This window comes from Halomonas elongata DSM 2581 (assembly GCF_000196875.2).
GTDB lineage: Bacteria > Pseudomonadota > Gammaproteobacteria > Pseudomonadales > Halomonadaceae > Halomonas > Halomonas elongata.
Genome location: NC_014532.2, coordinates 3,734,044 through 3,752,828, shown reverse-complemented (window position 1 = coordinate 3,752,828; position 18,785 = coordinate 3,734,044). Strand labels below are relative to the sequence as shown.

25 protein-coding genes are annotated in these 18,785 nt (G+C 62.0%); 24 read left to right on the top strand and 1 reads right to left on the bottom strand.

The window, feature by feature from the left end; translation table 11 throughout:
• Positions 1-39: 39 nt before the first annotated feature.
• The 6 genes from HELO_RS17555 to HELO_RS17530 all read left to right on the top strand — a co-directional run bounded on the left by HELO_RS17555 (position 40) and on the right by HELO_RS17530 (position 4,898).
• Positions 40-1,077: a PriCT-2 domain-containing protein gene (locus tag HELO_RS17555; protein WP_013333949.1), complete on the top strand. Its 1,038-nt coding sequence runs from the start codon at positions 40-42 to the stop codon at positions 1,075-1,077.
• Positions 1,077-2,534 (top strand): primase-helicase family protein, encoded by a 1,458-nt coding sequence (locus HELO_RS17550; protein ID WP_013333948.1) that lies wholly within the window; start codon positions 1,077-1,079, stop codon positions 2,532-2,534. Before HELO_RS17555 ends, HELO_RS17550 begins: the two co-directional genes overlap by 1 nt.
• Positions 2,535-2,808: 274 nt before the next feature.
• Positions 2,809-3,189 (top strand): hypothetical protein, encoded by a 381-nt coding sequence (locus HELO_RS17545; RefSeq protein WP_013333947.1) that lies wholly within the window; start codon positions 2,809-2,811, stop codon positions 3,187-3,189.
• Between the two features lie 266 nt (positions 3,190-3,455).
• Entirely contained in the window at positions 3,456-4,034 is a 579-nt protein-coding gene (locus HELO_RS17540) for an N-acetylmuramoyl-L-alanine amidase (RefSeq protein ID WP_013333946.1), read from the top strand.
• A gap of 52 nt (positions 4,035-4,086) precedes the next feature.
• Positions 4,087-4,416, top strand: coding sequence for a phage holin, lambda family (locus HELO_RS19240; protein WP_041602253.1), 330 nt, complete (start codon positions 4,087-4,089; stop codon positions 4,414-4,416).
• Positions 4,413-4,898, top strand: a complete 486-nt coding sequence (locus HELO_RS17530; protein WP_013333944.1) for a hypothetical protein — start codon at positions 4,413-4,415, stop codon at positions 4,896-4,898. The genes HELO_RS19240 and HELO_RS17530 overlap by 4 nt, the downstream gene beginning before the upstream one ends.
• Before the next feature lie 98 nt (positions 4,899-4,996).
• On the opposite strand, the gene HELO_RS17525 is transcribed toward HELO_RS17530, so the two are convergent.
• Entirely contained in the window at positions 4,997-5,767 is a 771-nt protein-coding gene (locus HELO_RS17525) for a hypothetical protein (RefSeq protein WP_041602252.1), read from the bottom strand.
• Positions 5,768-5,971: 204 nt separating this feature from the next.
• Between HELO_RS17525 and HELO_RS17520 the strand changes: the two genes are divergently transcribed.
• The 18 genes from HELO_RS17520 to HELO_RS17435 all read left to right on the top strand — a co-directional run bounded on the left by HELO_RS17520 (position 5,972) and on the right by HELO_RS17435 (position 18,717).
• Entirely contained in the window at positions 5,972-6,565 is a 594-nt protein-coding gene (locus HELO_RS17520; protein ID WP_013333943.1) for a terminase small subunit, read from the top strand.
• Positions 6,522-8,498, top strand: a complete 1,977-nt coding sequence (locus HELO_RS17515) for a phage terminase large subunit family protein (protein ID WP_013333942.1) — start codon at positions 6,522-6,524, stop codon at positions 8,496-8,498. Before HELO_RS17520 ends, HELO_RS17515 begins: the two co-directional genes overlap by 44 nt.
• Positions 8,495-8,719 (top strand): hypothetical protein, encoded by a 225-nt coding sequence (locus HELO_RS17510; RefSeq protein ID WP_013333941.1) that lies wholly within the window; start codon positions 8,495-8,497, stop codon positions 8,717-8,719. The genes HELO_RS17515 and HELO_RS17510 overlap by 4 nt, the downstream gene beginning before the upstream one ends.
• 2 nt (positions 8,720-8,721) lie before the next feature.
• The gene (locus tag HELO_RS17505; protein WP_013333940.1) at positions 8,722-10,377 is read left to right on the top strand and encodes a phage portal protein; all 1,656 of its coding nucleotides are present in this window, start codon (positions 8,722-8,724) and stop codon (positions 10,375-10,377) included.
• A gap of 37 nt (positions 10,378-10,414) precedes the next feature.
• A complete protein-coding gene (locus HELO_RS17500; protein ID WP_013333939.1) occupies positions 10,415-11,638 on the top strand; it encodes a S49 family peptidase in 1,224 nt (407 codons plus the stop codon).
• Between the two features lie 35 nt (positions 11,639-11,673).
• A complete protein-coding gene (locus HELO_RS17495) occupies positions 11,674-12,027 on the top strand; it encodes a head decoration protein (protein WP_013333938.1) in 354 nt (117 codons plus the stop codon).
• Positions 12,028-12,090: 63 nt separating this feature from the next.
• The gene (locus tag HELO_RS17490) at positions 12,091-13,122 is read left to right on the top strand and encodes a major capsid protein (RefSeq protein WP_013333937.1); all 1,032 of its coding nucleotides are present in this window, start codon (positions 12,091-12,093) and stop codon (positions 13,120-13,122) included.
• Positions 13,123-13,179: 57 nt separating this feature from the next.
• Positions 13,180-13,452 (top strand): hypothetical protein, encoded by a 273-nt coding sequence (locus HELO_RS17485; RefSeq protein WP_041602251.1) that lies wholly within the window; start codon positions 13,180-13,182, stop codon positions 13,450-13,452.
• A gap of 2 nt (positions 13,453-13,454) precedes the next feature.
• Complete coding sequence (locus HELO_RS17480) at positions 13,455-13,754, top strand: head-tail joining protein (RefSeq protein WP_013333936.1); 300 nt, start codon at positions 13,455-13,457, stop codon at positions 13,752-13,754.
• 11 nt (positions 13,755-13,765) lie between these two features.
• Positions 13,766-14,377: a hypothetical protein gene (locus HELO_RS17475; protein WP_013333935.1), complete on the top strand. Its 612-nt coding sequence runs from the start codon at positions 13,766-13,768 to the stop codon at positions 14,375-14,377.
• Positions 14,374-14,772, top strand: a complete 399-nt coding sequence (locus tag HELO_RS17470; protein WP_013333934.1) for a phage tail terminator protein — start codon at positions 14,374-14,376, stop codon at positions 14,770-14,772. Before HELO_RS17475 ends, HELO_RS17470 begins: the two co-directional genes overlap by 4 nt.
• Positions 14,773-14,833: 61 nt before the next feature.
• Positions 14,834-15,019: a hypothetical protein gene (locus tag HELO_RS17465; protein WP_013333933.1), complete on the top strand. Its 186-nt coding sequence runs from the start codon at positions 14,834-14,836 to the stop codon at positions 15,017-15,019.
• On the top strand, positions 15,012-15,959 hold the full coding sequence (locus HELO_RS17460) for a phage tail tube protein (protein WP_013333932.1): 948 nt from the start codon (positions 15,012-15,014) through the stop codon (positions 15,957-15,959). The genes HELO_RS17465 and HELO_RS17460 overlap by 8 nt, the downstream gene beginning before the upstream one ends.
• An 85-nt stretch (positions 15,960-16,044) precedes the next feature.
• Positions 16,045-16,386 (top strand): hypothetical protein, encoded by a 342-nt coding sequence (locus HELO_RS17455; protein WP_013333931.1) that lies wholly within the window; start codon positions 16,045-16,047, stop codon positions 16,384-16,386.
• Positions 16,387-16,442: 56 nt separating this feature from the next.
• Positions 16,443-16,754 carry a DUF1799 domain-containing protein gene (locus tag HELO_RS17450; protein WP_013333930.1) on the top strand — a complete coding sequence of 104 codons (312 nt, stop codon included), beginning with the start codon at positions 16,443-16,445 and terminating at the stop codon, positions 16,752-16,754.
• A gap of 204 nt (positions 16,755-16,958) precedes the next feature.
• Positions 16,959-17,468 (top strand): KilA-N domain-containing protein, encoded by a 510-nt coding sequence (locus HELO_RS17445; RefSeq protein WP_041602714.1) that lies wholly within the window; start codon positions 16,959-16,961, stop codon positions 17,466-17,468.
• Positions 17,469-17,521: 53 nt separating this feature from the next.
• Positions 17,522-18,016 carry a hypothetical protein gene (locus HELO_RS17440; RefSeq protein ID WP_157953435.1) on the top strand — a complete coding sequence of 165 codons (495 nt, stop codon included), beginning with the start codon at positions 17,522-17,524 and terminating at the stop codon, positions 18,014-18,016.
• Between the two features lie 194 nt (positions 18,017-18,210).
• A complete protein-coding gene (locus HELO_RS17435; RefSeq protein WP_157953434.1) occupies positions 18,211-18,717 on the top strand; it encodes a hypothetical protein in 507 nt (168 codons plus the stop codon).
• The last annotated feature ends 68 nt before the right edge of the window (positions 18,718-18,785 follow it).

The following is an 18,785-nucleotide window of genomic DNA, read 5'->3' as shown; positions in this document are numbered from 1 at the left end:
CGCAAGATGGGTATCGTTTGATGGGCCAGGAGGTGCGCCATGCAGCATGATCCCCTGACATTCGACGAGCTCCGCCTGGCCCTGCAGTACATCCCTGCTGACGATCGTGAGACCTGGGTCAATGTGGGCAACGCCTGCAAGACGGAATATGGCGACGACGGTTTCGCGGCCTGGGACGAGTGGAGTCAGCAGGCGGAGAGCTACAAGGCAGCGGATGCGAAGAGCGTATGGCGCAGCCTGACACCCGGCCATGTGCGCCTGGGGACCATCATAAAACTCGCGCAGGCCGGTGGTTGGCAGCGTGAGCGCCGCGAGATGAGTGCCGAGGATCGCCGGCGGCTCAAGGCCGAAGCGGAGGAACGGCGCAAGGCGCGCGAGGCCGAGATCGAGGCCGACGAAGAACGCCGGGCGGCGATGCAGCGGGCGGTGGGCATGGCCTGCCGGCATGTGCTGCAGCACCACTGCCGCGACCAGGGACGTTCGCCCTACCTAGAGCACAAGCAGGTGGGGGCGCACGGCGTGTGGTTCCCGCGCTGCGCGCTGGTGATCAGCATCGACGACCGGGCTCAGATGACCAACGTATGGGCCGGCGAGGAAGTGAAGCGCTTCTTCGATGAGCTGCCCAAGCCTCGGCCGGATCACGTGTCGTTCCTGCGCATCCAGCAGAGCGACCTGATCATCCCGCTGCGCGATGTCGAGGGGACGGTGCACTCGCTGCAGGTCATCAAGGAAAACGGCACCAAGTTGTTCCCTAAGTACGGCCGCAAGGCTGGGCTATGGCACATGCTCGGCGAGCCGGAGGGCGCGCCATTGATCGGTGTGGCCGAAGGTTATGCCACAGCGGCGAGCATTCACGCGGCGATGGGCTGGCCGGTGGCCGTGGCACTGGATGCCGGCAACCTGGCTCGGGTGGCGGCGCTGCTGCGCAATCTGTACCCGGATGCTCAACTGGTGATCTGCGGGGATGATGACCCGGAGGTGGCCAACAATCCCGGCCGGCGCAAGGCCGAGCAGGTGGCCGAGGCGCTGGGTGCCGTGGCGGTGTTCCCGACGACTGAGCGCACGGAGGCAGCCTGATGGATTTTAATGACCTGCATGTCGCGCAAGGGCTGGATGCCGTGCGTGACAGGATCAATGCGTCTCTCCAGGCAGCCAATGATGCGGCCCTCCCCGTGGCCCCCTCCCGGGCGTGCGGTGACCAGGTTGAGGATGACCCCAGCGCGCTCCCACACCCGCCGGAGGGGGAAGGGGAGGATAGCCCCTATGGAGTTCGTGTCCGCAAGGAGGACATGCTCAACCACTTCCGGCTGATCTATGGCACCGACCTGATATGGGATGGGCTGCGGCGGAAGTTGATCCGCGTGCCGCACGTTCGAGAGGCAGTCGGTCGCGAGACATTCAAGGAGTGGCAGGACCACCCGTGGCGGATGATCGCCGAGGAGGTGGTGTTCGATCCCGCCGAGACGGTGGACCCACGGCTGTCGGTGAACCTCTACGATGGCTTCAAGATGGAGCCAGACGCCAGGGGCCGGGCAGGCTGCGAGCGGATCCTCGGCCATGTGTGGCGGCTTTGCGGGTACCGGCAAGAGGAGTTCTTCTGGCTGCTGAAGTGGATGGCCCTGCCGCTGCAGAAACCGGGTACGAAGATGGCCACGGCGGTACTGGTTCACGGCTCGGAGGGCACCGGTAAGTCGCTGCTGTTCGAGGGCATCCTCAAGCGCATCTATGGCGAGTACGGCATCACGATCGGCCAGGCCCAGTTGGAGAGCCAGTTCACGGGCTGGCAGTCGCGCCGACTGTTCGCCCTGGCCGAGGAGGTGGTCAGCCGGGCGGAGAAGGCCCACTACAAGGGCGTGCTCAAGCATGTGGTGACCGGGGAGGAGTTGCAGATCAACGAGAAGAACATGCCTCTGCGCAGCGAGCGCAACCATGTGAACTTCGTGTTCCTCTCCAACTCGACCGTCCCTCTGGAGCTGGACCTGGGCGACCGACGCTACTTCGTGCTCCATGTGGAGGACGTGCCGCCACCGGAGTACTTCGAGGCCTTGGCCGAGGAGATCGACCAGGGCGGCGTGGAATGCTTCTACCGCTACCTTCTGGACCTCGACCTGGCCGACTACAAGCCGCATACCAAGCCGCCGTTGTCGGACGCCAAGCAGCGCCTGATCGATTCGAGCTTGTCACCTGCACGGTTCTTCGTCCATGAGTGGCGAGCGGGTGACCTGGGGCTGCCCTATGGGGTGGTGGCGGTGGCCGACCTGTGGAAGGCCTTCCTGCGATGGTGCGAGAATACCAATGAGTTCAAGACCAAGCAGCGATGGTTCTGCGATGAAGTGGCTCGAGATCTGATGCGCGATCGACGAGACATTCGATACCCAGCGACGAACGGTGAGTTCAAGACGACTCGGCTGTTCGTGCCCCCTGAGCAGGCTGACCGGATTGGCAAGGCAGGCTGGCCTGACCATGCGGCCGAGCAGGCGAGGACCTTCCGTTTCAAGCTCGAGCTGAAATCCGACGAGGGCGCTCGCCAGTGAGTCCGACAGTCAGACAGACCATCAGACGGACTTTCAGACGCAGGATTGCCTCAACCACGCGGTTTCCGACAGTCCGACGCTGATTTTCCCAGTAGCCCATGCGCGCGCGTACGCACACGACTAACCCCTTATATATTCTGTCTGACTGTCTGAATAATGAAGTAACTATCTGAAAGATAATAGGAAATTAATCAGACAGATATTCCGACAGACCGTCAGACGTTCCGACAGAGGCCGCCCACCAGGCCTGACCACCACGAAAGGAGCACACCACATGATTGCGAGAATGGACGAGCTGCTGAAGCACTGGGCCGACCAGCATCGAGGGCAGGGTATGCGCCAGTGCTCGCCTATTGGCAAGATGGTCGAGTTCGGGGGCATTCCGCCACGCTCGAGCGGCCCGAAGGGCAGCCGCGACCCGCTCAACCTGGGCGAGATGGACGAGTTGGCGTGGCAGATCGAACAGGCCCTCCAGCAGCTCGATGACCGCCACCAGGTGCTGGCCCATGAGCACTACCGTTGGAATGGGTACAGCGATGAGAAGGCGCGTCGGCTTGGGATCGCTCGCCGGACGTACTATGACCGGCTGGACCGCCTGCATGAAGCGTTGCAGTCGGTGCTGGGCGATCAACTGAGGAAGCAAACCCGCGCATGAACACATCGTATTAAGGCGACCTGCGGTCGTTCTCCCTGCGTATTGCGGCGTTGGCATTACCACCCGCTTGTTGCCACCGCACTCGTCGCCCACCATATAGCTACCGTCAGATAGTTGCGCCTGATTGGTCTCTCTCACCTGAAGCACCCTGCATTCGCCCCGGCCTCGCGCTGGGGCGCTTTCGTTTGGGCGCCTCTGACGCACCGAGTTACTCCCGCCGTGGTGGGCGGCGCCGCCTTCGGGCGGCACTTATCTGGAGGTGTTGCATGGGCTGGGTCACTGAGGTTGCGGCTGTACCGAAAACGGCGCCGCAGGCGCATACCGTGATGATCAGTGCGGGCCATAGTGACACCGATCCCGGTGCCGTTGCCCGCGGCGTGACCGAGGCGGAGATCGTCCTGGAGTTCCGCGACCTGTTGAGCCAGGCGCTGGCCCGCCAGGGCATCCGGCATCTTACCGATGGCGATGCCGGCGATAACCTGCCGTTGCGCGAGGCGGTCAAGATCGCCGCCGGCGCTGACATTGCCATCGAGTTCCACTGCAATGCCGCGACCCCGGCGGCCACCGGTACCGAGACGCTGTCGCGTCGCTCGGCGTATCCGTTGGCAGGCCGGCTCTGTGAGGTAACGGCTGCGGTCCTCGGCATTGCCAGCCGTGGAACAAAGCCGGAGGACGCCGGCCAGCACCACCGACTGGCCTTCGTCAGCGATGGTGGCGGCATCATCCACGAGCTGTTCTTCCTCACCAACGCCGGCGATCTCCAACAGTACATGCTGCATCGCGAGGTGTTGGCTGACCGGCTGGCTCGGGTCATCGCCGAGCACGCTCGAGACGATAAGAGATAACCCACGACGCAGGGTCGCCCGCGAGGTGCCCATGAAACGTATGAGAGGCGATATGCCTGGCCCCGATAAGGACCCCAACAACTGGCAGGCCCTGATCGGGCTGTTGGCGAGTGTTTGGCCGCAGATCTATGCCGCCGGCATGGCGTGCATTGTGGCTTTGGTGCGTGGCCTGCAGGGCGGCGGCAAGCCCATCAAGTCGATCCTCGAAGCCGTGCTGTGCGGCTGCCTGACGCTGGCCCTGGTGCCGGTGCTGGAGTATTTCGGGTTGAACCAGAAGCTGGCCGTTACCGTTGGGGCAGCAGTCGGCTTCCTCGGTACCGAGTGGATTCGGGGCCATGCGGCGACAATCCTCGAGACGCTCTTGCTCCGGGGGCGCAAATGATTGCGTTGCTCCGTAGCGCCACGCCTTGGCTGCTGGGTGTGCTGATCGGCGTGGCGGTCTATGCCGGCATGCAGGCCCGGCAGTATGCCGCGCAACTCAGCGAGACCGAGGCGCAGCTGACCCGCGCCCAGGAGCGGGCGGAGATCCTGCTGGCTCACCAGCAGTGGCAGAAGCGGCAGATGGAACAGATGACCGCTGCCCTGCGAGATCGCGATGAACGGCTGCAGCGTGAGGGCGAGATCGTCGACCTCATGCGGCAGGCAGCCCGAGACCTGGAGCGTACCGATGCCGAGACTGCTGATTGGGCTGATCAGTTCGTGCCTTCTGCTGCTCGTGAGTGGCTGCGCCGGCTCCCAGCCGAAGACGGTGAAGGTTCCGGTGATAGTGACGCCGGAGGTGCCGCCGCATCTGGTGGAGCCACTGCCGGCCCCGAGCCGGTCGGAGATGACCCACAATCGGGATCTGCTGCAGCTACTCGCTGACTATGAGTCATTGCGGCGGCGGGCCAACGCGGACCGCGCTGCCGTGGTGGAGTTGGTGGGTGTCGAGCTTGAGAGAGAATAACGTGTTGTTCCCTGGTTCATTGCTCGGTGAATCGGTTGCGGAAGGCAAGTCCTTCCCCGAGTTCGGCTCGTCGTTTAGCCTCAAGTTCTTTATGTAATTGCGGATGTCGAACCCAGTGCTGGCGATGTTGATTAATCATTGTGTTGAGTATTATGCCAAGCATGCTAGCGATGAGAATTCCTATCACGAAACCGGCCTTGTAATAACCGAGGTAATTCATCATCTCATTGAGGATCGTGCCTCCTGGAATAGTGATAAGGAAGGGAAACGCGTTAAGGGTTGTCAGTACCAGCGTCCCGGTCAGGGTTACTATCAACCCGAACTGAGCTCTGGATTGTGATGTGCGTTTTTCGCTTTCCGCTTCGGCCAACTCATACAGTGCTGGATCATTTCGGCGACCGGCTTCGTTCTCTAGATCGCTGATTGATACACATCGGTAAGGCCGTCCCGGTCGATGGTATGTCTCATCATCGGTGGTGAAGAGCCATTTGATACCTGGGATCAAAAGCAGTAGCTCGAGGATTGGCATCGTGATCGGAACAACGATGGACATGCTGAGAGTGAAGGCTGCGAAGGTAATTAGGATGAAGCCGAGATGACCTGTGATGGTCTGTGTAGATGAGTTCCAGTCCACTAGTCCGGGTGAACCGGTTAGGCGCATCGCGATATCGAAGAACAGTACGGCCTGAGTCAGCCGTAGTGCCCACTGGGCTTCCCAGGCTCGTTCGATCAGGCTGAGATTGGAGAGTACCCAGGATCTGGGATCGAATTTGTTGCCGTCTTGCATAGGTTGCGCCTTCCGTAGCGTATGGATGATAACTAATCGTATCTACAGCTGGCTGCAGGGTCGAGCGCGGTCTCTCATCGGGCGCGGATCGTGGCACGGGTCCTCCCGGGAAGGGGACAGGCCTATACGGGGCCGCAGCAGCGCAGAATTCGTGCAGCTGAATTTTCGCCAAGGCTTCCTTACTTTTCAGCGAGTTGATCTCCCATGACGGCATCGGAACTGCTCCAGGCTTGCTGCCAGGCGATGACCAACTGGCGTGAAGCTGGCTATCCCGATGAAGCCAACAAGCGAAACCTGGCCGAGATACTCGGAATCTCCGAGCGGTCGCTGACCGACTGGCAGAAGGACGGGATGCCGGTGCTGCACTCTGCCGGTCGTGGCGGTAGCAACCGGTACAGCGTCGGGGAGGCCATTGAGTGGATGCTGGCTCGGGCGGCCGAGGCGAGCCGAGAGTCGGCCAAGGATCGACTGGACCGTTTGCGTGGCGACCAGCTCGAACGCGACATGCTCAAGGAAGATGCCGTTCTGGTCATGCCGGAAGACCTGGATGTTGAGTACGCCGCCATGGTCGAGGCCGCGCGCGCCGAGATGCTGTTCAACATGCCCGACGCACTGGCGGCGGAACTGACCGCCATCATGGGCGACGAGGTCGACGTGTCGATCATCCGTCGTCACGTCGAAGCCGCTCTGACGACACTGAGCCACTATGACCCAAGCGATGACATCGAGCCAGGCGAACCGTCTGGAGACGAAGATGCGAGCACGCTTGAAGAGGAACGCGAAGCGCTGGACTCGTAATCTGGCTCGGCAGTTTGCCCCGCCCGAGAACATCACCACCCTGGAGTGGGCGAACAAGCATCGCTGGATGAGCGAGGTCGAGACGGCCAGGCCTGGCAAGTACAGCATCCACGTGACGCCGGCGTTGGCACTCCCAGGTGGTCCGCTCGAAGCGCTGGACGACCCGAATGTCGAAGAGGTGTGCTGCCAGAAATCAGCCCAGGTGGCATGGACATCCGGCGTGCTGGGTAATGCGCTGGGGCGCTGGATCGACGTCGACCCTTCACCGGTTATCGGGTTGTTCCCCAAGGATGGGGCGGCCAAGGAATACGTCGCCGAGAAATTCGAACCCATGGTCGAGGCCACACCTCGGCTACGCAACAAGATCGACCTGCGTTCGCGCAAGTTACAGCAACGCCAGCAGTTCAAGCGGTTCCCTGGCGGCTTTCTGAAGCTGGTCGGCTCGAACTCGCCGGCATCGGTGAAGTCGACGCCGAGTCCTCGAGGCTTCGTCGAAGAGCCAGATGACTGCAACCTCAACCTGAAAGGGCAAGGCGACTCGATTCTGCTACTCAAGGAACGGGGGAAAACCTACGGTCGAGGCCGGAAGAAGTACATCATCGGAGGCACGCCGACCATCGCCGGCATCTCGTCGATCGAAGCCGAGATGCAGCATAGCGATCAACGCCGCTGCATGGTGCCGTGCCATCACTGTGGCGAACACCACGAACTGTCGTTCGACAACCTGGTCTGCCCGACGGACCCGGACCAACGGCACCCGGTGTACGGCAGTTATCAACCGGAGCGCACCATCTACGCGTGCCCGCATTGCGGCGGCGAATGGAACGATCAGCAGAAAAACGCCAATCTGCGCCGCGGGGAATGGGTGGCCATGGCCCAGTTTCGGGGCATTGCCGGCTATTACATGAATGAGTTGCTCAGTACCTTCCCGGACTCGCGTTTCGCGCGACTCATGGAGAAGTGGCTGTCGGCCAAGCACGCGGCGGACGAGGGCGACTTCAGCGACTTGATCGTGTTCACCAACAGCTCGATGGGCTTGCCCTACGAGTTCAAGGGGGACACGCCCGAGGTCGACGAGCTGCAGGATCGGGCCGAAGACTACGCCGAGAAGACGGTCCCGCGTGGAGGGTTGCTGCTCACGGCCGGAGTCGACGTCCAACACGATCGTCTGGCGGTGATCATTCGCGCTTGGGGACGCGGCGAGGAGAGCTGGCTGGTCTACTGGGGTGAGCTCTATGGCAATCCCATCGACAAGGCCGACCCGGTCTGGAATGAGCTGGACAGCCTGCTGACTACCGGGTTCGAGCACGACAGCGGCGCCACGTTGCGTGTCGCGGCCGTGGGCGTCGACAGCTCGGATGGGCAGACCAGTGACTCCGTCTACCACTACGTCCGCGCGCGTCAGCGGCATGGGGTCATGGCCGTCAAGGGAGCCTCGGTGAACAGTGAGAATCGCGAGATTTTCAGTCGACCGAAGATCTCCGACGACACCAACCGGGCCAACACCAAAGCCGACAAGTTCGGGCTTCGCCCGTTCATCGTCGGTACGCACAAGGCCAAGGACCTCATCCTCGAGGCCCGCATCCATTTGCATGGCTCAGGCCCTGGACGGATGCACTGGTACCGAAGCGTTCGCGCCGATTACTGGCAGCAGCTGACCGCCGAGGTCAAGGCGCCACATCCACGCAATCCGCGGAAGCGCGTATGGCAGAAAAAATCCGGCGTCCACAACGAGGCGCTGGACTGCGAGGTTTATGCGCTCCACGCGGCACGCTCCAGCCGGACGCACGTGATGCGCGAGCGTGACTGGGATGCGCTCGAACAGACTCTGACGCAACCAACACTCTTTGATGCCCCGGCTGGGACTGCGGCCCCGGTCGGTGTGTCTGGTCGCCGGCGGCGGCGGCGAATGAACAGGAACCACAGCGCATGAGCACCGAGACCTATACCGAGCGCCTGCGCAAGGTACGCGAGGCCATCGACCAGATCCTGGCCGGTTCGCAGAGCTGGATGCTGGGGAACAAGCAGTATACCCGCGCCACCCTCAGCACCCTGTACGACATGGAAAAGCGCTACGCCAAGCTCGCTAACCAGGAACAGGCTGCTGCCCGTGGCAAGGGTGGTCGTAGCCGTGTTCGTTATATCGGGTTTTGATCATGCTGAAGTCACTGTTTCCGTCGCGCAGCCTGAACGATGTGCGTGAACAGGCTGCTCGTGACGAGGTGCGGCGACTAGCTGAAACGGCACCGACACCTCGTGCCAACACTGGCAGCGAAACCCGACACCGTGGCGCGAGTCGCATGCTCCGCTCGATGATGAGCTGGTTGCCGGGGCTCGGAAGTCCGCGCCAGGATACCCCGACGGGCGAGCGTGAAACGCTGATCAGTCGCTCCCGTGATGCCTACCGCAATCACATGCTGGGGCGTGCGGCCATCAACCGCGCAGCCACCAATGTGGTCGGTATGGGCCTGACCGTCCGGCCGAATGTCGACGGCCAGGCCCTGGGGCTCACCGAGGAAGAGACCGCACAGCTTAACGACGAGTTGGCCCGGGGCTTTCGCCTGTGGGCCGAGGATCCTGCTGAGTGCGATGCCGAGGCTGGGCAGGATTTCTACATGCTCCAACGCCTGGCATTCATCAGCGCCCTGGTCAGCGGCGACGTCTTTGGCCTGACGCCCAATGTGCGCCAAATCGGCGGGCTCTTCGGTACCAAGCTGCAGCTGGTCGAGGCGGAAAGAGTGGGGTCGCCGCTCACTGGTCCGGAGCGTCGCAATGAAGTGGACGGCATACGCGTTGACTCGGTCGGTCGGCCGACAGCCGTCAGGATCTGTGACGGTTACCCCAGCGACCACACCACCGATCAGGACTGGACATGGGTGCCGGTATTCGGTGAACGCACCGGGCGTCGGCGCATCTTGCACCTGATGAACGAAAAGGGGCGTCCGGGCCAGGTACGTGGTGTTCCGTATCTGGCCCCGATCCTCGAGGCACTGCAGAAACTCGAGCGCTTCAGCCAGGCGGAACTGACGGCGGCGGTGATCAGTGCGATGTTCACCGTAGCTATCAAGCACGACGCTTCCGAGGGTGACCAGAGTCTCGGCGGTGCCACGATGTGGGATGAGCAGAGTGACGACCCGAGCAAACCCGAGCGTCCGGTCGTCACCTCGAATCAAGACGACACATCCGACGGTGACAACCTGACCCTGGGCGAGGGGGCCGTCTGGGATCTCGAGGAAGGCGCAGAGCCGGTATCGATCAGCCCAAACCGGCCGAACGCACAGTTCGACCCGTTCTTCATGGCCATCGTCAAGGAGATTGGCGCCGCCCTGGAGCAGCCGTCCGAAGTGCTGATGATGCACTTCAGTACTAGTTACACCGCGGCTCGGGCTGCTTTCAACCAGCTCTGGAAGTTCATCAAGCAGCGCCGGCACCACCTGACCGTGCAGTTCTGCCAGCCGGCCTATGAACTGGTGGTGGATGAACTGGTGGCCAGCGGACGCATCAAGGCGCCTGGTTATCGCGACCCAGCCAAGCGCCGTGCCTACGTGCGTGCGCTGTGGATTGGTGAGCCACTGGGCTCGCTCAATGAGCAGGTCGACGCCAGGGCAGCAACCGAACGTATCGCCAATGGCACCAGTAATGAGCACCTGGAAACCATGGCGTTTCACGGTGAAGACTGGCACGACGTCGCCCAGGACCGCGCCCGGGAGATCCGCTGGAAGCGGGAGAACGGCGTGCCGATCTATGTCGGCGGCAAGGTGCATGATCCTGAGCCGCCGGATCCCAATCGAGAGAATGATGACACCGACTGACCCGCCACTTCGGCGGGTCTTTTCGTAGGAGACGCCCATGCCCCGCACCGCCTTCGAGCTGGCGGCCAGTCGTACCTGGCTGATGACCGCCGAGGCGCTGGACACCCTACTTGCCGTCGCCGATCGCCAGGGTGATGTCGAGGCCCTGGAGGCACGCCTCGGTCGACCTCTGGACAACACCCGCAATGTGACGGTGCGCGATGGCGTGGCCGTGATCCCGATCACAGGCCCGGTGTTCCGATACGCCAACCTGTTCACTGAGATCAGCGGCGCTGTCAGCACCGAGATGCTGGTCAAGGACATCCAGACCGCACTCGATGATCCGAGCATCCAGGGCATCGTGCTCAACATCGACAGTCCTGGCGGTGAGGCGACCGGCATCAACGAACTGAGCGACCTGATCTACAACGCCCGAGGGCAGAAGCCGATCAAAGCCTATGCCGGCGGCCAGATGGCCAGTGCGCTCTACTGGGTTGGCAGTGCTGCCGACGAGGTGATCGTCGACGACACCGCCCAGCTGGGCAGCGTTGGCGTGGTGCTCAGCCTGCGCAAGCGCGAGGACCGTCCTGGCGAGAAGAGCTACGAGATCGTTTCCAGCAACGCACCCAACAAACGGCCCGACCCCGAGACTGAGGCCGGCCGTGCCCAGTTGCAGGCGCGCACCGACGAGTTGGCCGCCGTGTTCCTGGACAAGGTCGCCCGCAACCGGGACCTCCCACGCGATGAGGTCAACGATCGGTTCCGTCAGGGAGGCGTCGCCACTGGCGCCCTCGCCGTGGAGGCCGGCATGGCCGACCGCCTTGGCTCCCTGGAATCCGTCATCGCCGAGCTGGCCGGCACATCCGCCAGCAGCCAACCGAGGAGCACCATCATGACCACTGTTAAGACCACGGCCGAGCTGCAGGCTGCGATCGAGGCCGGCACCGACCCGAAGTCGATCAAGATCGCCGAGCCCGAAGCGGTCGATACCGACAAGCTCAAGACCGAGGCCACCGAGGCCGAGCGTGCGCGCTGTAAGGGCATTCTCGAACTGGCTTCGCCGGGCTTCGAGAAGGAGGTGGCGGCGGCCATCGATGAAGGCGCGAGCGTGGAAGCGACCGGCCTCAAGTTGTTCCGAGCCGCTCAGGACCGGGGCCTTTCTCTGTCCGACATCGCTGCCGACGGTACGCAGACCAGCACCGCCCAGCCTCCCGCGGATGACAAAGAGGGCGAAGAGCGGAAGTCCGCGGTCTCTGCCATCACCGGCGCCTGGAAGGACTAAGGCGCCCAGTCCCATCACGATAGAGGATCCTGACCATGCCCGGCATGACCCAGACCAATCATCCCGACCGTAACGGCATCAGCGGTGGCAATTTCCCGCGTCGCTACATGACCGTAACCATCGAAGCCGGCCAGGTGCAGCCGGCCGGTGCCGTACTCGGAAAAGTAACGGCGAGCAACGAGTACAAGCTCTCGGCGTCGGCTGCCGGTGACGGCAGTGAATCGCCCTCCGTCGTGCTATTCGACGACGTCGATGCTTCTGGCGGTGCCGTCGAGGCCGAGGTACAGATCAGCGGGGACCTCCGTGGCGAGAAGCTGACGATCGGTACCGGCCACACCATCGCCAGCGTGCGCGAGGCTCTGCGCCCCCTTTCTCTGTTCGTCGACTAATCGGCTCGGCCAAGGCCTGTCTCAGCCTTTGTCTCCCTGACATTTCCGACGAGGAAACCTCTCATGTCTGTAGACCTGTTTGATACCCGCACGATGCTGGAGGCCGTGGAGAAGATGAAGCGCTCCCGACGCTTCCTCACCACGCTGTTCTTCGGTGCCGCCTCGCGCAACTTCACGACCCAGCATGTCGACATCGACATTATCAAGGGCAAGCGCAAGATGGCGCCCTTCGTTCGTCCTAATCGACCGGGCCACATCGTGGACCGCGCCGGGAGCGTGATGCGTTCCTACACGCCGTCCTATGTGAAACCCAAGCTCGAAACCACGGCAGGCCTGCTGCTCAACCAGCGGTCACCGGGGGAGGCCCTCTATTCTGCGCGCACGCCTCTGCAGCGTGCCGGTGAGCAAATGGCGCGTGACTTCGACGAACTGGACGACCAGATCAGTCGCCGCGAAGAATGGATGGTGGCCCAAGCCCTGACCAGCGGCCAGGTGAACGTGGTGGGGGATGGTGTCGACGATGTCGTCGATTTCCAGATGGACGCCAGCCACATCATCACCGAGGCAACTCCCTGGACGGACGCCGGCGGCGATCCGATTGGCAACCTGCGCAAGTACAAGCGCCTCATTGCCAAGGACAGCGGCCGCACCGGTGCCGCGGCGGTGCTCAGTGTGGAGGCGGCTGACGCCATGCTCGACAACGAGGACTTCCGGAAGAAGCTCGATACGCGTCGTATCGACCTGGGCATGATTCGCCCCGAGGAACTGCCTGACGGTGTGACTTATCTGGGCTATCTGCGCGATCCCGGCATCGACCTCTACACCTACGAGGAATGGTACCTCGATGACAATGGAGTCGAGCAGCCAATGATTCCGGCGGGTGGGCTTGTTGTCGGCCCGACCACCAGTCGTTGTTCCATGCTCTATGGCGCGATCCAGGACGTGCGGGCGATCGAAGGCGCGCTGTTCGATGTTGATCGTTATCCCAAGAGCTGGATCGAGGACGATGAGGGCGTGCGCTTCCTGTCGATGCAGTCTGCGCCGTTGCCGGGCTACCACGAGCCGGACGCTTTCGTCTTCGCCACTGTGGCCTGATCTCACCCCGCTGCGGCGGGGTGATGTGTTTTCCCATCGATTCGACAGGAGGCCCTCATGGCCAAGCAATATGTTGTCGCCCGCGGCGAAATCCAGAACGGTAACAAGGTCATCGCCCGGGAGGGCGAGGAGTACAAACCTAGTAATGCGGCCGAGCGCGACCGACTCGTGTCCCGAGGTGTGCTCGTTGAGGTGGAAGGCAGCCGCAAGGGCAGTGGCCGGGCCGCCTCTTCGGGTAGTGGCAGCGAAGCGCCGCCCGCCGGCAGTGGCCAGCAAGGTGACGGCGGCCAGGGCGGTGAAGGATCTGGCGACCAGAATCTCGGCAGCTGACCATGAGCCGCTTCGATGACGAGGTCCGCATGGACCTGGGTGGTATCTACCAGGATGCCGGTGACGTGGCGGATTACCAGGGCGCGTCGTCCGCCACTGGCATCCTGGTCGTGATTGATCGCGACTGGCAGGTCTACGACAAGGATCAATTGCCCATGCGGGTTACCACGATCAGCGTCATGATTGCCGACGTCCCGGAGTCCCGGCAGGGGGATCAGATCGATGTTGCCTCTGACCGCGTCTGGACTGTCCAGGAAGTGCTCGAGGACGACGGCCACGAGCGTCGCCTCTGGGTGTCCTGATAGGAGAGGACATGCTGGACCTCAAGTACGACATCCGCGACTTCCAGGGCCTCAAGAAGCGCTTCGGGAAAGAGGGCGCCCAGAGCGTCGAGAAGGCGCTGATCTGGTCTACCGACCGCATGGCCAGTCGCGCAGCCACCTATATATCGAAGGACTTGCGTAGCACCTATGCGATCAAGGCTCGGGAGATCAAGGGCCACCTCAAGATCCATCGTGTTCGCCGGGACCCGACTCGCGCGTTGCTGTACACCGGCAAGCGGTTACCACTAGAGCAGTTCAGCCCCAAGCAACGCTGGGTGTCGGTCAACCCGCGCCGAACGGTGCAGAGCGGGCCACGCAAGGGGAAGCTGGCACGTCGGCGTGGCGTGACGGTCCGTGTGCGCAAGGATAAGGGTAGGCAGATCGTCCCCGGTGGCTGGCAAGCCAAGAATCACATATTACGTCGTGCTGATCAGGGCGATAACGCCAGCCAGCCGCGCATCCAGTATGGACCGTCAGTGCCGGGTATGGTGGCCCATCCCGCAACCATCGAGGGCGCGCAAGACCTGGTGAGGCGTGAGCTACCCAAGGAGTTCAGCGGGCGCCTGGATTATCTCCTCAGCAAGAAGATGGGGCAGTCATGAACGATCCCGACATCATCGACGCCATGCTCCAGCGGGTGCGCGACCAGTGCCCTGGGCTGGCGACTGTCGAAGAGGCCTGGTTCGCCGAGCCGATCGATAACTTCGACGCCCAAACGCCGGCGGCAGCTATCTACCTGGCAGAAGATGGCGCCGCCAGCGAGCCGGAAACCATTCGACCCACGCAGCGCATCACCCTGAGCTATGGCATCTGGCTCGTCACCAAGCGTGCCGATTTCCGGCCTCAGCGACAGGCCCTGCGGTCTGCGCTGATGGGCTGGGAGCCGACCGAGGAACACGAACCCGTGGCGTATCGCGGCGGCCAGACCACCGACATCCGCGGTGAGCTCATCTGGTGGCGCGAATTCTGGAACGTCGACACCTGGCTGCGCGGCTGACGCCCACAGCTCATCCACAACGGCCCGCCTCGAGCGGGCCTTTTCATGTCTGGAGGACCCCATGGTCAATCACGGCGGCCGTTACGAGATCCGTGACGGCAAGCGGGTGCTTGTGCATCGCACCAAGCCAGCGCCCGACCCCAAGCCGAAGGCCCCGGCACCCAAGGCGACCAAGGCTGCCACCAAGCCGGCGCCCGATCCCAAGCCCACGCAATCCGATAACGTGAAGGAGCAGGACGATGGCTAACAAGAAGTGGCGGCGACGCTATGCCGTGGCCCAGATCGAGTCGGCGTATGGCGAGCCCAGTGCCGACATGACGGGGGCCACCATCCTCGAGGTGGTAACGCTCGATGGCGGCAACCCCTACGCTGGCAACACCGTGGATCGCGAACGCATGCGTGAAGGCCTCGGCGCATTCGAGCAGGTGAATACCGGCCCTTATGTCGAGCGCACGATTCGCGTGCCGCTATCTGGCTCTGGCACCGCGGGCGAGGTGCCGTCGTTCGGTATTCTGCTGCGAGCCTGTGGCTTGAGCGAGACCGTGAACGTCGATACCGATGTGGTCTATCAGCCGGCCAGCGAGGGCCACGAGTCGCTCGAGCTGTGGTGGATGGAAGATGGCCAGATGCAGCACATCACTGGCGCGCGCGGGACGGCCTCGCTGACCACCGACAGCCAGGGCCTGCCGTACATCGAGTTCCAGTTCACTGGCCTCTACCAGAAACCTGAACCGGCAGGGGATGCCAGTGTGGCCACCCAAGCCGTGCAGGCCAAGGAGCTGCCGGTCAACAAGCAGAACACCGTGGCGAGCATCGATGGCCACAGGGCCTGCATGTCGAGCCTCTCGCTGGATCTCGGCAACACGGTCGAGTATCGCAACCTGGTCAACTGCGAGTCGGTGCAGATCTCCGACCGCCAGGTCACTGGCTCGACCAACATCGAGGCGCCGGATCTGGCCACCAAGGACTATTTCGCCGCCGTCGAGAGTCACAACGGCGTCACCCTGGTGCCGGTCGTGTTCACCCACGGCAAGACCGCCGGCAACATCGTCGAGATCCAGAGCAGCCAGGTACAGCTCGCCAGCATCTCGCCCACGGACAACCAGGGCATCATGCACTACGACATCAACCTGCGGCTCCTGCCGTCCAGCGCGGGTGATGATGACTTCACCCTGACGTTCAAGTAACAACGGCGCCAGTAGCGCCATCTCTCAAGTCGCCGCCCACCGGGCGGCGCGCTTGTTTCTATACCCTTCACAAGGATTTCTGCTCATGTTCGTACCCAAGGCCATTCCCGAGATCACCGTTCCCGTCACCGTCCACGTGCCCGGTGACGATGAACCCACCACGTTCCAGGCCACCTGGTGCCTGCACCCGGTCAGCAAGACCCGCGAGATCATGGAACAGCAGCGCCAGGGCGATCTCGACGACGACGCCCTTGTGCACCAGGACCTGCGTGGTCTGAAAGGCATCGGCGATGCCTCGGGCAACGAGCGCGCCTTCACTCCCGAGTTGATCAATGAACTGCTCGAGATCCCCTACGTGCGCCGGCCGCTGGTGATGAGCTGGTTCGCTGCCCAGAACGGCCACGCAGAGGCCGCCGCAAAAAACTGAAGGGCGCCGGTCGCTGGTGGGCGGCCGGCGGCAAGACGCATGCCGGTGTGGGGCGCGTGGAGGATACCCGCAAGGCGGACGCCGAAGCGCTGGGATTCACGCCCCGTGGCCTCGAGGAGGACCAGCAGGAAGCAGCACAGCCCTATGAAGTATGGGAGGAACACTGGGAGGCCCTGCAGGCGTTCCTGCGCTGCCAGACGCAGTGGCGCGTGATTGTCCGAAAGGATGGTGCCCAGTACCAGGGTATCGACTATCCGGCACTTTATGGCCACCCGCGCTTTGCCCGGCTCGACGTCGATGAGCAGGAACGTTTGATGGATCAGATCCAGTACCTCGAGGCCGGGGCCCTGGAGGTGCTGAATACGTAACCACCTTCGCTCTGCTCGACCCGGTTGGGCAGTCGATCTTTATCGCCCTGGCCTGTGCCAGGGCTTTTTGTGGGCGCCTTTCACACGGCGCCATATCCATGGAGCCCTTGCGGGATGAGTCCATTGGGGTCGGCAGTGGTGTCGAGCTCCATGGTCTGCCTGTACCCGTGTGAACTCTGGGCTCATCACCAGAAGGACGACGCCATGAGCAACATCATTCCCTTCAAGTACCAAGGTAGGCCGGTGCGCTTCAGCACTGACGGATGGATCAATGCCACTGATATTGCCAAGCGCTTCGGGAAGCGCCCGGCGAAATGGCTTGAGCTTCCAACCACCAAGAGCTATATGGCGGCGCTCGCCAAGGCGCTTGGAATAGGCGATGTCGGAAAATCGGACATCGGTCTGGTGATCACCAAGAAGGGCGGACCTGATCAGGGCACATGGCTTCATCCCAAGCTAGCCGTGGCGTTCGGTCGCTGGCTCGATGACGACTTCGCCGTCTGGTGCGACATGCACATCGATGACGTACTGCGCGGACAGGGCAGCCTCCGGCACCAGTTCGACGTCGCGGTCTACGACCTACAGCAGCAGGATCGCCGCGGGAGTACGGCGGGTCGCGAGCTGGCGCAACATCGATGGGTGAAACCACCGCTGGTGCAGAAGGTGGAGAGCCTGCGCGAGCAGCTGCAAATGACGCTGGCGCTGGACCAATGAAAGGAGGTCGATCTAGCATGAGCCCAATCTATCCCCATACGGAGATAACGGCCATGGCAACCTACGCTGACATGCAGGACGCATTAAAGCGCTATCAGAGCGCGCAGCACGAGTACTACGCCGAGCTCGAGAGGGAGCTGCTGGAAACGGTCAAGGGATATGCTGCCCATCTTGGGCTGACCGACCAGCGCGCCAGTGTGGCGGGCAAGGCCTGCCCGATGGTGTCGACCGGCCGGGTCACGGCTACCGATACATTTGAGCCTATGGAGTCTCAGGAAGCCTGGCTGATGCGCGACGCCGTGTTTTCGACTTGCATCGGCATCATGATTCGCGAGTCAGATAACGCCATCAATGGCAGTTGGGTGGCTCTCAAGGCCATCCTGGAGCGAAGCGGCGATAGCTACCACTACACGTTCGGCGCGTACCACGACCCAGCGGCCGGCTTTATAGAAGCTCGGGTGTTCAAAGACGGTTCGCGCCAGGAGGTTTACGAAGCAATGAGCACTATGGTCATGAAGGTGCTCGACCCAGCGCCTTTCGAAAACTGATCCTTTTGGTCGGCTTGCCGGTCCCCCCAGGATGGGGATGGTCAATTTGATCACGCCCTCTGGGGATCAGATGGTGCGCCTGTTTTCGCCGGGCGCTGTGGACATGCGGCGGGTAGAAGCTTAATGCCCCTTGAGCTATTGTCGAGTTGACTAATGGGATGTCGCGAAACATAGCAAAGCATGTAGGGGGGGTAATGAAAATAATGGTGCCACTCGTAACATCTTTATTCTTACCTGTGTTAGCACAGGCTTCAGGTGAGTGTGGGAATCCTGATGACGTGGCAACGAAGTTTATGATGGCTCATCTGCAGCAAGACGCCGGTAAGCTGTATGAGCTAACTGCAAGTAGCGTTCGAGGTGACAAAGGCCAGTTTGTGGCTGGGTACATTGATGAGCACTCTACTTCTTCTACTTATCAAGAGTTTTGGGAGAATAATTTTGAGTTTGCTTTTTCGTCTGTAGAAGTAAGTAGTGGTGTGGCTAAAATTGATATTGAATCGACTTATCCTGATGCAATGTCTGTGGCTACAAGGCTTGCGAAAGATGGCGAGATTACCCAGTTGGAAACAACTGCGGATTGGGATTTTTTGCATGACAAAATGAATGAGGATGGATTTTCTAAGGTGTCCCGGGAAGGGAAGCTGCACCTTCTTTGTGAGGAAAAGGGGTGGCGTGTAATAAGACCTAAGATTGTCGAGTAGCTTATACAGGATGTAATTGACATCTGTTGAAATAGTTTATTTCTAAAAGCCCCGCTTCGAGCGGGTTT